This is a genomic window from Candidatus Stoquefichus massiliensis AP9, from assembly GCF_000455285.1.
In the GTDB taxonomy this organism is placed as follows: domain Bacteria; phylum Bacillota_I; class Bacilli_A; order Erysipelotrichales; family Coprobacillaceae; genus Stoquefichus; species Stoquefichus massiliensis.
On the sequence record NZ_HG005295.1, the window covers coordinates 49932 to 62708 of the forward strand.

Consider the following 12777-nt stretch of genomic DNA (forward strand, 5'->3'; position numbering starts at 1 on the left):
CCATTGTTAATCACGCCAACACTACAATTAATAGCAGTACTTAAGCTATTTCCTAATTGTTCAAGAGATCCCATATCAACCATAACGATGACATCCGCATTATGATTCATACGATTTAATCGTCCTACTAATACTTCTTTAATTTCATCAACTGTCACATCTAATGGCATATCCACAGCATCAAACACATAATTTTCTAATAAACTGTTCACTGCTTCTGCAATCGAAGTTGCTGTTGAATAACCATGACAAACAATCATTCCAAAAATATTTCGTCTTGAGACTTGAGCATTGTAATGATGTAAATAGATAATCATAATAATAGAGAGAATATCTATCATCTTCATTTCTAAATTTGTATTAATCAGATGTGTAATATCATCAACAATAATAGCTTCATACATCAATTCTGTTTTCATCTGACTTAAGACTTCATCTATCATCGAATGATGTTCAGAATGCCAATTTTGTATAGAAGAACTATAAAGTTCATTAATATAAATTAGTTTTGCAAGTGTACAACAGAATCCACTTGGTAGATTGATATACCTTTTCTTTAAAACAACATCTAAAATATTTGATAAAGAAATTTCAGTTCCTTTAATTCTTTCTGGTGGAATTCTTTGTTTATAAGATAGATAATCACTTAATAAATCAAAATTATGTTTACTATCTTGTAGTGCTAAGAGAAAGTCTTTTGTATGATAAAGCGGTTTGATAATACGATCAAAGTAATCTAGTATATAATCAATTTCTTGGCTTTTTTTGTAAGTTGTTGTATCGATGTAAATGATTGCTTCATCTGTGGCTATTGGCATTGTACGTAAGATCTGTTCTGGTAAATCATAAGTATGAATAATAACTTCTTTTTTACCTGCACTCTTTCTTAATGCTGTGGCACACATGATTTGAATTGTTGACTGCATTCCTAACATATTGTTTTCATAATCACCATTGACTAATGCTCTTAAAACAGCACTTGAAATTTTAATGATTTTATTCATCTTTAATCCTTCATTTTGAATAAAATGAATAATGAGTTCTTCTTTTTCTTCTTTGCTCTTATATTGAAGTTTAGGAATATCTAAGATAAGAGGTATGTTTTTAAGAAGTCTTTCACTCATATAAAGATGAGGATGAATATCACTTAAAATCATATAACGAATATTTTTATTCTTATACTTGCCTTTATGAACTGTAGTATTCTTATCTGTATCCATCAATTGACATAAATATTCTTGAAATTCATAAGACATATGTTGTGCTCCACATATGAGGAATACCAGATAATCATGACTATCAACAATCCCTAACTGATTATTTTGACCAAAAACCTTTACCAATAATTCATGACTATTCGTTGCTGAAAATTCTAATTTCACTAATTTTGTATTTTCATGAATTGTTCCTTTTCTTGCAGCATTTTCAAAAATTGTTGTACATAATGTTCTTTTGCCAGTTCCTTTCTCTCCACATAAGATGACTGGTAACCCAGCTGGTGGATATTCAAAACTTTCACGTAACTGTTTAATGACACCTGCTAACGATTTATCAGAACCAATGATTTTTGAATAATCACCTTCGCCATAAGAATGATTAGAAACATATTGTTTTACTTCCTCTAAATCATAGAAGTCATCATCTTGAAAAGTTGTTTTATAGAGTTCTTCCATTTTTTTACGATGTAAGAAATAGACCGGTCTAGAATTAATTTTCATAACAACTTTTTCTTTAACGAGTTCATTGAGATACTGGCTTGCAAGGCTTCTACTAATATGCATTTCATCACTAATTGAACTTGCTGTAAATGCATTAACTTGAGTAAAGTCAAAGTTTTCTGTCAGATCACTCATATAATTTAATATCAAATCTTTTGTACTATTTGCCATTTGTATCCTTCCTTTCATGAGTTTTCTGATTCATCCCTGCCTCACAACACCACTATATCGTATTATGACATCTTATAACATTAGTGTTGAAAGATTTGACACACATTTATTATTTTTTATCTTTTTCATACTTTTTCAACACTGTTCAACACTTCTCAACACTTATTTTCATTTGTTGCAAGATAGAGACGAATCTCCTTTTATTTTACAACATCTGACAACGGTTTCGGACTTTTTTCTTATTTCGTAATAAGTGTTGTTAAATTCACTGCCCATTCCCCTTTTTGATAACGTTTTAAGCCAAAATAGACACGAATAATCTGTTCTAACTGACAAATTAAGAAAACAAAAGCGATACTTTGAAGATGTAAAAAATGAACACTTATAAAAGCTAAAGGTATACCAATTCCCCACATGAGTCCACTATCTAATAATGTTAGCATTTTAGAATCTCCACCAGCACGAAGTGATGAAAACACAATCACAATAAAGAATCTTAAGGCAATTCTTAAAGCAAAAACTTTAACAATTAAGATAGCTTCTTTAATGACTTCAAAACTATTTAAGTGGAAAATTGAGACAAAAAATTCTGAGCATATAAATATCAATCCCATGACAGCAATAGATAAACAAATGGCCATACCAATAAAATAGTTTCCCTCTCGCTTTGCTTTTTCAATATCTCCTGATCCTAATGTTATACCAATAACTGCAGCAACTGCATTTGAGAAACCATTTGCAAATGCATAGAATATATCTGATATTTTTGCACCAACATAGTAAGCATCCATTGAAGCAGTTCCTAATGTTCCAAATGCCTTAATGAATAATGTAGAACCAAATCCAAAAAATAATTCATTTATAATGATTGGTCTTGTTTTACGCATAATAGGTTTTATGAAACGATAATCTAGAGAAAACATTTCCTGAAACGACCCAATAAATGGTTGCTTTGTACGATAAGCATATAGAAAATGACAAATTACACCACTCATATGTGCCATACAAGTTCCAAGTGCGGCTCCCTGTATTCCTAATTTAGGAAAACCATACATACCAAAGATCAATATATAGTTACAGACAATATTAATAATCATTGTCATCAACCCAATTATTAAAGGAATACGTGGTTTATTAATATTTCGATAGATAATATTAAAGGCGAATTCTAATGCTAAAAAAACATATGAAAACATTGCTATTCTAAGATAAAGCAAGCCATTATTAATAACAGATATGTCCTGAATATAGAAACATAATATCTGTCTGCCAAATAATGCTGCTAAAACAAGCCAAACTCCCCCTGAAATGACTGCCAAAATCATACTTAACCCAAATGATTTCTTTAGATTTAATATATCTTTAGCCCCAAAGAACTGGACTGAAAAGATACCTACACCTGCTGCACAAGCCCATGAGACAGCTGTACATAATGTTTCTATTTGAACTGCTGTTCCTACAGCTGTCACTTGTCCTATCCAGGAAACCATTAAAGAATCAATAATCCCCATACAACTTGTTATAAGTTGCTGCAACCCTAATGGTATTGCAATTAAACTAACATATTTATAAAACCCAATAGACCCAATATAACTTCTTATTCTCTCCATTTTCCCTAACCCCCTTTTTGTTAATTCTCATTATAATTTTTTCAAATGAAAACAAAAAAAGTGTTTAAAGACTCAACACTCTTTTGAGAATTCAAACACTTGATTTTCTATTTTTTGACTTATCTGACAAACGAATACTTTTCTCCAACAATATATTGCAAACTATAATGAACAGGTTCACCATGCTCATCACCCATAATTCCATCCATAACAAATAATGGTGCTCCAATAGGAACCTGTAATATTTTAACCAAATCACCACTTGCTGTCGTGACAGTAATCACAGTTTTTAAAGAACGGTCACAAATAATTCCTTTTTTCTCAGCCAATAATTCATATAATGAACCTGTTAATGGTTCATTATAAAGAAATCCATACTTTTGATAAGAATAATAATTATTTTCTATCATTAATGGAATTCCATCAGCTAATCTTAATCTTTGAATATATAAGACCTGATCATTATCATCTAATTTTAATATATCTTTCATACGATCATCCATTGGATGAATCTCTCTTTTTAATACAACAGAAGAACTTTGCATTCCAGCATTTTTACATGATTCACTAAATCCTACACTATCTTCCAACGGTCTAAATAGTTTTGGAGTTGTTGCAAAGGTTCCTTTACCTTGTTTTTTAATCAAATATCCTTCATTTTCTAAATCAGCTAATGCATTTCTGACTGTAATACGACTAACATCATATTTTTTGCAGAGTTCATTTTCAGAAGGGATTTTTTCACCCTTTTGAATTTCGCCACTATCAATTAAACCTTTAATTGTATTTTTTAACTGAAGATATAAAGGCATTGAATTATTATCATCTAGTTTCATATATATACCTCTCTTATTCTTTATTATATCCTTTTTTGAAAGAAAAAGCGATAGTGAAACTATCGCTTACTCGAATAATTCTATGACATCATGTAAAGAAGAAACAATGGCAAGTGCTTGTTGTTTTTGAGTTTCCCTAGGTGCTATTAAATCAGGAATCATAATACAAGGAATGTCTGCTCTATATGCTGCTTCTACTCCAACAATTGAATCTTCTAAAACTAATGCTTTTGAATGATCAATTTGAAAGTGCTGAACAACTTTTTGATATATTTCTGGATGTGGTTTACGTTTTGTCACTTCATTACCGCAGAGAAGATAATCAAAATGATGGAGTAGATTTAATCTATCTAATCTTTCTATTGTTAAATTTCGATCAGTTGCTGTAGCAACTGCTTTTGGAATGTTTAATTCATTTAATAATTCAAGGAGTTCATAGATTCCTGGTTTGGGATCAATATGTTCATCCAATAGCTTTTTCCCATAGACTCGTGCTTCTTCTAAAATCATTTCAGGATTAAGATGTTCATTTCTTAAATCATCATAAACGATTTGCTCTACTTCTTTTCCATTTCTCCCCACACATCTTAAAAAAGTCGTATATCCTAAATCATCTATTCCGTGTTTTAGACCTACTTCCTGCCAGGCCTGCTGCCACCTCGCTTCAGTATCTAGCATCAAACCATCAACATCAAATATAACAAGTTCTGGACGCATAACGTTCCCCCTTTTCCCTACAATTTATATTAGTATTCTAATTTCCACATATATCTACGTTTTGTAAGTGGATGATTTCTCACAATTGCTAATTGTTCGGCATAAATTCTTAAAACTGCTGAAATAATCATTGGGCTATAATATTCTGCAACCCCACCTGGTACTCGTGATCCTAGACCAAAGTCTTTTGCATCAATAACTGTTGTTTTTGCATCAAATCTTTCTAAGAATGTTAATGCTCTTGAATCCATTGCACGTGTACGTCCGTCATTCATTAATAAGATAAATGGAACATCTTTGTCTGTAATTTCAAATGGACCATGGAAGAATTCACCATCATGGAATGATCCAGAGTTCATCCATTGCATTTCCATTAATAAACAAATTGAGAATGAATAAGCGACTTTGTGAGTTGCTCCTGATGACATAACATAAATCACTTCATCATCTTTATAAGCTTCAGCAAATGTCTGTGCTGCTGGCACGACACTCTTCACTGCATCATCAATGATACCATAAATAGCTTGATTTGCTTTAATCATAGCATCATATGTTTCAAATCCTTCATATTGGTTTAAAATTTCTACTGCAACCAATAAAGCTTTATTCATTTTGTCCATTTTTGCTGAGTAACTCCCCTCCCAATCATGAACAACTAAATGATGACAAGCTTTTGCTAATGGAGAATTTCCATTGTTTGTGATTGCAATTACTGCTGCTCCTTTTTCCATTGCTAATTTTGAAGCGGCAACTGTTTCTGGTGTTGTTCCCCCTAATGAACAAGTCACAACAATTGCATCTTCATTTAACCCTACAGGTGTTGCATAATTAAATTCATTTGCTGTATATAAAGCAATACGTAATGTTTTTGCATTCGCTTCTAAAAAATATTTAGCAGGATATAACTCTGCTTGTGATGCTCCACATCCAACATAATAAACTGATTTTATATTTGGTTTCCCTTTCTTAATTGTTGCAATAATGTCTTTAATTTCCATTTTCTTCTCTCCTTTTAGTTTGTTTTAATACATCTTATAACAACTCACATACATAATATAACATCTTATTACAAGTATGTCAATGATGAAAATAAAAAACTTTAAAAGATTTATTTTAATCCTTTAAAGCCTTTTCCTAGCACTTGATTCACATCACTAATAATCACAAATGCATGCTGATCTATACTTTTCACGGTATCTACAAATACTTGAACTTGACGAGGAGAAAGAACACTCATTAAAACAGCTTTTTCCTCATTAGAATAGCATCCTTTGGCATATGATAAAGTCATACCACGATATGTCTTTTCAAGAAAATGATTACGAATTTCTTCCGGATATGTTGTAATAACCTGACACATTTTGGCCTGATCACCACCAACAATAATCACGTCACTCACTTTTCCACTTACAAAAAATTCAATAATTGAATAATAAACCAATGTATAACTCTGCGTAGCAAGAGTTGCAAGAGTAATGACAACAGCACTTAAAATCATTAACATCTGCCCCGGTGTCATCCAAGTCATTTTATGTAAAATAAGTCTTGCTAAAAGTTCAGTTCCTCCTGACGACATTCTTGAACGATAACAAATCCCTACACCAATTCCTTCAATGACACCACCAAACAATGCACTTAATATAACATCATCACACAAAATAGGCATAAAACTTAAAAAGTCTGTAATCACCCCCAGTATCAAGGTTGTTATAACTGCATCAATAATAAACTCTTTTCCTTCTTTCAAAAATGCTAACATAAATAGTGGAATATTTAATATAATGATAAGTGTCCCTATAGGTACATCGATTAAATGATGAATAGCAATGGCTAAACCTCCAAACCCACCAGTAACAAAACCATGTGGCGAAATAAATCCATTAATTGCAATAGCCATCAAAAGACATCCTAAACAACACAATGTATACTTTTTTACATATTTCATAGTATCCTCCCGATCATAATATAACATTATATTACAAGTATAAATAAAATGTTTATTTTGTCAACTATGAATTATTATTATCAAATTATTTTATAGAAAAAGTGTAGCTAATTCACTACACTTTCTAAAATAACAATTCTTTTTTTCTTATATATCCAATACATTATAACACTGATCACTATCACAATAATAATAATCATCATAAAACAATGCATGAAAAATGACTCAGGTAAGATAGTAATTACAGGATCTGTTGTATAATCAAAAATCCAATAATTATTTCTAAAGACAATATTATGGAATATAACAAATGCCTTGTCAAAATCTAAAGCTACAAAAAAGCCTAATATTGCTGGAATGCCAACCGAAAAGAAAGAAGTTAATTGTAAAAAGCGATATTCTTTCTGTTTTAAATTTTGGTAAATCATAATACCAGATATGACTCCAGTCACAACAAAAGTTATTTGTATAACTTCAAAAACTCTTTTCACTTCTTCAAAATGAATACGACCAGTTGTTGACATGACAAAATTGGGCATATTTAAAGTTCCTTGATAAAAGATACTCTGATACTGTATCAAAATATCATAATTTTGTTTAATAACTTCTTTTGATAGACCTGTATTTTTAGCAATATGAAGATAATCAATATCGAAATAATATAATTGTTTAAAGAAAACTGTAACTATCACTGCCAAGCATATAATACAAATCGTCAACAATAAAGCTAAAACAATATCTTTCTTTCTATTCATAAATAAAGTCTGCACCTTTTTGAACCTCTACCTTTGATAATTTTGGATAATCTTGCTGACGTAAGACTTCATAGATTCCTATTGCCACACAATTGGATAAGTTTAAGCTTCTTGCGTTTCCATCCATTGGAATACGAACACATTCATCAAGATGATCTTTTAATATATCATGAGGGATTCCATCATGTTCATGTCCAAAAAGGATATATTGATCTTGATCAGATACATAGTTTTGATCTGTATAACATAACTTAGAATAACGTGTAAAGAAATGAAAATCACCATGATTTTTTGATAGAAAATCTTCCCAATTTTCATATATTTCCATTTCTAAATCTTTAATATAATCTAACCCTGCTCTTTTCATATGTTTGTCATCTAATGAAAATCCCATTGGTTTAATAATATGTAACTTTGAATGTGTAGCTACACATGTTCTCATAATATTTCCAGTATTCTGTGGAATAGCTGGATGGACTAAAACAATATGATTCATTCTTATTTCTCCTTTAATATTTGATATAGTTTTTTGAGTGCTTTTGCACGATGTGAATATTGATTTTTTTCTTCTAATGTTAATGATGCAGAAGTTTTATGAAGTTCAGGCACATAAAAGATAGGATCATAACCAAAGCCATTTTCTCCTTCAATACAATCATTAATTTCTCCATTGAAATATTCTTCAATGAAAATAGGTTCTTCATCAGGTATACAAAGTGCCATTGCACAAACAAATCTTGCCCCTTTTTCTTTTCCCTTTACAGCATCTATAATATACTGATTCTTAATATCATAACTTGTATCATGTCCCATAAAACGTGCTGAATAAATACCTGGTTCTCCATTTAATGCATCAACTTCCAAACCAGAATCATCAGCTAATGTTGGTAAATGTATCATATCACAAATTGTTTTCGCTTTAATATAAGCATTCTCTTGAAAAGTTTTACCTGTTTCTTCAATTTCTATTTCTTCATCAAAGACATCTTTTATAGATTTCACTTCTATTCCTATTTCATTTAACATGGCTTTTATTTCTCTAATCTTTCCTTCATTTGTAGAGGCAACAACGATTTCTTTCACTTTTTTCACTCCATTCCTAAGGCTTTTTTAACTTCTGGTATTGGCATCTTTTGTCCTGTCCAAAATTCAAAAGAGACAGCACCTTGATATAAAATCATACCTTCACCATTCATATATTCTAAACCTTTTTCTTTTGCCATAGATAATATTTTTGTTTCTAACGGGTTATAAATAATATCAGCTACTTTTAATTGAGATGATAAATAAGATTTATCAATGAGACACTGATCAGTATGAGGACTCATTCCTACATTTGTTGTTTGTATTAATAAATAAGTATCACTTAAATCTTTTTTCAATTCTTCATGATGATCTAATGCTTTTAATACAATTGAACAATTTAATTGCTGTGCCAAACTTCTTATAAAAGGTTTATCACTACGATTATAAACAATAATTTCTTTAGCTCCAGCTTTTGCTAGGGCTACAAGAATTGCACATGCTGCTCCACCTGCACCCAATATAACAATTTTCTGCCCTTGTACATGCCATCCTTTGTTTAGACATGCCATCACAAAGCCTTCACCATCACTAATATGTCCAATTAACTTACCATTTTCATTTTTAACAGTATTCACTGCCTGACATAACTGTGCTTCCTGCGTTAATTCATCTAAATACTTCATGATTTTTATTTTGTATGGCATAGATATATTAAAACCTTTTATATTCAATGTTTTTACACTTGTTATATAATCACTAAGTTGACCTTCTCCTACTTCAAAAGCTAAATAAACATCATCTATCCCTAATACCTGGAATGCAGTATTATGCATCATTGGTGAAAATGAATGTTTAATAGGATTCGCAACAATCCCATATAAACCTGTATAACCTGTAATTGTATTTTTATTCAAGTTCTTCATCTCCTTACATCTCCCTTATTATATAGCAATATACTTCAGACAGAAAGAAAAAAATTGAATCTTATTTTCATAATGTTAAAATAATTTCCTTTTTCTTTCTTTTCGCTATATAATGGATATATATACGGGAGGATATAACAATGATTAAAAAACTGATTATGAATGCTGATGATTTTGGAATGACACAAGGAAATTCTATTGGTATCTTAATGGCACACGCTCAAGGTGTTTTAACATCTACAACTTGTATGATGAATATGCCTTATGCAGAATTTGCCTTAAATGAAGCAAAAAAATTCCCTAAACTAGGTGTAGGAATTCACTTTGTATTAACTGCAGGTAGACCTCTAGTAGATGGTGCGAAATCATTTACTGATAAAGATGGGAACTTTATCCGTCCTAAAGACTATCCAGATAAACAACCCCATGCTGACCCTGAAGAACTATATGTAGAATGGAAAGCACAAATGGAGAAATTCATTGCTGTTGCAGGACATAAACCAACACATATTGATTCACATCATCATGTTCACCTTTTACCTTGGCACGTAGAAGTTGCAAAAAGGCTAGCAAAAGAATATGATTTACCAATGCGTCAAAGAGAACAAGTTTTAGATACTTATGAATATGCTCGTTGTGATGATCGTATGTATGGTGATGATGCAAACTATGACTTTGTTACAAAAGCATATAGTGTTGATGAAAATATTCTTGAATTTATGTGTCATCCTGCTTATGTTGATCAAAGATTATATGATATGACAAGTTATTGTTTACCTAGAATGAAAGAATTAGAATTAATTCTATCTCCTGAATTAAAACAATTTATAGAAGATAATCATATTGAATTAATTAATTTCTCAGACATTAAGAAAGTGGCCTAAGCCACTTTTTGTTTACCAATTTTTATGAACATCCTCTTTTGTAATAGATCGAATCACTTCACATGGATTTCCAACTGCAATCACATATGGTGGTATATCATGAGTCACAACACTCCCTGCTCCAATAATTGCTCCCTGATTAATTTTCACTCCAGGCAAAATCGTCACATTTCCGCCAATCCAAACATTATCATAGATAATAACAGGTTTTGTATACTCTAGTCCTTTAATTCTTTGCACTTCATTGTAAGGATGTGATGCAGTATAAATATTGACATGTGGTCCTAAAATGACATTATCACCAAAACTAACTCCACCCTGATCTAAAATTGTTAATCCTACATCACTATAAAAATTAAGACCAATTGTTATATTATAACCATAGCTGCAATAAAAAGGCTGTTCAATGCATAATTCCCCTTTACATTTTAGTAACTTCTTTAATATAAGATCTCGACTATCTTTATCTAAAGGATTTAATAGATTATATTCATGCAGCAATCCTTTGCAAAATTCTCTATCTTTATAAAGTTCACTGCTATAAGGCTGATATAAATGCCCTTCTAGCATTTTTTGTTTTTCACTCATAACGTCTCCTTATTTTTATAAAAATTCTCTATTTGACCTAATAAAGCATCACAATCATAAGTTGCAAATGTTGTCGGATCTATACATTCAACAACTGTAGGTTTTAACTCCTGTGACAAAGTCACAACCTTATATCTTAATTGCGGAGCAATTAAGATTAAATCATAATCTTTATAAATTTGATTCAAATGATAGGCAGCTGTTGCCTTAATGTCATAAGGTATTTTATTAAGCTGACAATATTTATTCATCTTTTCAGCAAAATAACCTGTGGTCATACCACCTGTACAACATAATAAAATAGATTTCTTTTCCTCATTTTCTTCTGTTAGTTTTTCAACCATTCGATAAAACAAATCAGTCGCAAAATGAAAATTATAAAACTGATAATGCAAATAGAATAAAAGTTCCTCCCCTTGAGTTACAGCTTCTTCTACTATCCCAATTGGCCAAACAACAAACCTAGCCACTTTATCTTTATAAAATATTTTATACGTTCTTGAATCATACTCCTCTAAAGTCAATCGAGAATCATTTAAAACTTGATAATATACCCATTTCTTAAAAATTTCTATGTTTTCAATACGATAGAAAGGATCCATATCCTCACCCCTTTTTACATCTGTCCCTTATTTTGTTTACATCTTACAGAATAACTATATCACATATTTGAAAAGAAAAGAAAGATATAAATATCCCTTCTTTAAAATCCTTTGTATTTATCTCATTATTTTTACATTAATATATTTATTATATCATCTTTTTAAATTATATTGAGATTTATTCGGAATCAGAGGCTTTTCATCCGGAATCCGCCTATTTATCATTAGTTTTTATCATATCACATATTTTTAATCTATGCGTAATTTGTAATCAAATGGTCAATTCTTGTAATCATTCGGTCATTGAACAAACTTATTATTATAACATTTTTTCATTTAATGATGAGATTTATTCGGAATCAGGGGGGTTTCATCTGGAATCCGCCTATTTATGATTAGTTTTTATCATATCACATATTTTCAATCTATGCGTAATTTGTAATCAAATGGTCAATTTTTACAACTATTCGGTTATTGAATAAATAATTTATTATATCATCTTTTTAAATTATATTGAGATTTATTCGGAATCAGGGGGTTTTCATCTGGAATCCGCTTTTTCATGATTAATTTTTTATCAATCTTACTCATCTGTTTCTTCTTCACTGATATGGTTTTCTTATGCCATGTCTTCTAGGATTTCAGTATACCTCTGGCTTCACTAATAGCACTTAGTAGTAAATAGTCGCTTGTATGATAGATGTTCTTTAAATACTTTGGATTCATCTTATGATCATAATATTCTTCTCTGTAGGCCTTATGAAGTATAGATTGATAGAGAACAATATCATGATGAACAGTCAATGCATCATCAAGAGATAAATCCTTATAATAGACACGCGTTGAAGAAATAGTGATCCTAAGCATAATAGACTCCTTTCAGTAGAATAAAGAAAGGACAAAACAAAGACACATATCACATGCATATTCATCTCATCCTCAAAAACTTCCGCACCCATATTATATCACAATCAGCAAATATATTTCATAAATATTTGACGA

14 protein-coding genes are annotated in these 12777 nt (G+C 30.7%); 1 reads left to right on the top strand and 13 read right to left on the bottom strand.

Annotated features, from left to right (window positions below):
- The 10 genes from BN350_RS19600 to aroE all read right to left on the bottom strand — a co-directional run.
- On the bottom strand, window positions 1-1889 hold a 1889-nt coding region (locus BN350_RS19600), incomplete at its 3' end, for a PTS sugar transporter subunit IIA domain-containing protein (RefSeq protein WP_044600415.1).
- Between the two features lie 239 nt (window positions 1890-2128).
- Window positions 2129-3499, bottom strand: a complete 1371-nt coding sequence (locus BN350_RS16115; protein WP_028044511.1) for an MATE family efflux transporter — start codon at window positions 3497-3499, stop codon at window positions 2129-2131.
- 119 nt (window positions 3500-3618) lie between these two features.
- Window positions 3619-4335: a GntR family transcriptional regulator gene (locus BN350_RS16120; protein ID WP_028044512.1), complete on the bottom strand. Its 717-nt coding sequence runs from the start codon at window positions 4333-4335 to the stop codon at window positions 3619-3621.
- 66 nt (window positions 4336-4401) lie between these two features.
- The gene (locus tag BN350_RS16125; RefSeq protein ID WP_028044513.1) at window positions 4402-5052 is read right to left on the bottom strand and encodes an HAD family hydrolase; all 651 of its coding nucleotides are present in this window, start codon (window positions 5050-5052) and stop codon (window positions 4402-4404) included.
- A 29-nt stretch (window positions 5053-5081) separates the two neighbouring features.
- Window positions 5082-6050: an SIS domain-containing protein gene (locus tag BN350_RS16130; protein ID WP_028044514.1), complete on the bottom strand. Its 969-nt coding sequence runs from the start codon at window positions 6048-6050 to the stop codon at window positions 5082-5084.
- A gap of 110 nt (window positions 6051-6160) precedes the next feature.
- Window positions 6161-6997 carry a YitT family protein gene (locus BN350_RS16135; RefSeq protein ID WP_028044515.1) on the bottom strand — a complete coding sequence of 279 codons (837 nt, stop codon included), beginning with the start codon at window positions 6995-6997 and terminating at the stop codon, window positions 6161-6163.
- A 107-nt stretch (window positions 6998-7104) separates the two neighbouring features.
- A complete protein-coding gene (locus tag BN350_RS16140) occupies window positions 7105-7752 on the bottom strand; it encodes a TIGR01906 family membrane protein (RefSeq protein ID WP_028044516.1) in 648 nt (215 codons plus the stop codon).
- Window positions 7745-8248 carry a tRNA (cytidine(34)-2'-O)-methyltransferase gene (locus BN350_RS16145; protein ID WP_028044517.1) on the bottom strand — a complete coding sequence of 168 codons (504 nt, stop codon included), beginning with the start codon at window positions 8246-8248 and terminating at the stop codon, window positions 7745-7747. The genes BN350_RS16140 and BN350_RS16145 overlap by 8 nt, the downstream gene beginning before the upstream one ends.
- Window positions 8249-8250: 2 nt before the next feature.
- On the bottom strand, window positions 8251-8835 hold the full coding sequence (locus BN350_RS16150; RefSeq protein ID WP_028044518.1) for an XTP/dITP diphosphatase: 585 nt from the start codon (window positions 8833-8835) through the stop codon (window positions 8251-8253).
- Window positions 8836-8840: 5 nt separating this feature from the next.
- Complete coding sequence (aroE, locus tag BN350_RS16155) at window positions 8841-9692, bottom strand: shikimate dehydrogenase (RefSeq protein ID WP_231385311.1); 852 nt, start codon at window positions 9690-9692, stop codon at window positions 8841-8843.
- A 149-nt stretch (window positions 9693-9841) separates the two neighbouring features.
- On the opposite strand from aroE, the gene chbG reads away from it, so the two are divergent.
- Window positions 9842-10585, top strand: coding sequence for a chitin disaccharide deacetylase (chbG, locus tag BN350_RS16160; protein WP_028044520.1), 744 nt, complete (start codon window positions 9842-9844; stop codon window positions 10583-10585).
- 12 nt (window positions 10586-10597) lie between these two features.
- Here chbG and BN350_RS16165 read toward each other — a convergent pair whose 3' ends face one another.
- The 3 genes from BN350_RS16165 to BN350_RS16175 form a co-directional block, all read right to left on the bottom strand.
- Complete coding sequence (locus BN350_RS16165; RefSeq protein ID WP_028044521.1) at window positions 10598-11173, bottom strand: sugar O-acetyltransferase; 576 nt, start codon at window positions 11171-11173, stop codon at window positions 10598-10600.
- A complete protein-coding gene (locus tag BN350_RS16170) occupies window positions 11170-11775 on the bottom strand; it encodes a PTS sugar transporter subunit IIB (RefSeq protein WP_028044522.1) in 606 nt (201 codons plus the stop codon). The genes BN350_RS16165 and BN350_RS16170 overlap by 4 nt, the downstream gene beginning before the upstream one ends.
- A gap of 633 nt (window positions 11776-12408) precedes the next feature.
- Window positions 12409-12642, bottom strand: a complete 234-nt coding sequence (locus BN350_RS16175; RefSeq protein WP_028044523.1) for a hypothetical protein — start codon at window positions 12640-12642, stop codon at window positions 12409-12411.
- Window positions 12643-12777: the final 135 nt, after the last annotated feature.

What these genes read in the sequence shown, in the direction of transcription:
- BN350_RS16115 (WP_028044511.1), bottom strand. Translation starts at nt 3,499, where the DNA reads ATGGAGAGAATAAGAAGTTATATTGGGTCTATTGGGTTTTATAAATAT.
- BN350_RS16120 (WP_028044512.1), bottom strand. Translation starts at nt 4,335, where the DNA reads ATGAAACTAGATGATAATAATTCAATGCCTTTATATCTTCAGTTAAAA.
- BN350_RS16125 (WP_028044513.1), bottom strand. Translation starts at nt 5,052, where the DNA reads ATGCGTCCAGAACTTGTTATATTTGATGTTGATGGTTTGATGCTAGAT.
- BN350_RS16130 (WP_028044514.1), bottom strand. Translation starts at nt 6,050, where the DNA reads ATGGAAATTAAAGACATTATTGCAACAATTAAGAAAGGGAAACCAAAT.
- BN350_RS16135 (WP_028044515.1), bottom strand. Translation starts at nt 6,997, where the DNA reads ATGAAATATGTAAAAAAGTATACATTGTGTTGTTTAGGATGTCTTTTG.
- BN350_RS16140 (WP_028044516.1), bottom strand. Translation starts at nt 7,752, where the DNA reads ATGAATAGAAAGAAAGATATTGTTTTAGCTTTATTGTTGACGATTTGT.
- BN350_RS16145 (WP_028044517.1), bottom strand. Translation starts at nt 8,248, where the DNA reads ATGAATCATATTGTTTTAGTCCATCCAGCTATTCCACAGAATACTGGA.
- chbG (WP_028044520.1), top strand. Translation starts at nt 9,842, where the DNA reads ATGATTAAAAAACTGATTATGAATGCTGATGATTTTGGAATGACACAA.
- BN350_RS16165 (WP_028044521.1), bottom strand. Translation starts at nt 11,173, where the DNA reads ATGAGTGAAAAACAAAAAATGCTAGAAGGGCATTTATATCAGCCTTAT.
- BN350_RS16170 (WP_028044522.1), bottom strand. Translation starts at nt 11,775, where the DNA reads ATGGATCCTTTCTATCGTATTGAAAACATAGAAATTTTTAAGAAATGG.
- BN350_RS16175 (WP_028044523.1), bottom strand. Translation starts at nt 12,642, where the DNA reads ATGCTTAGGATCACTATTTCTTCAACGCGTGTCTATTATAAGGATTTA.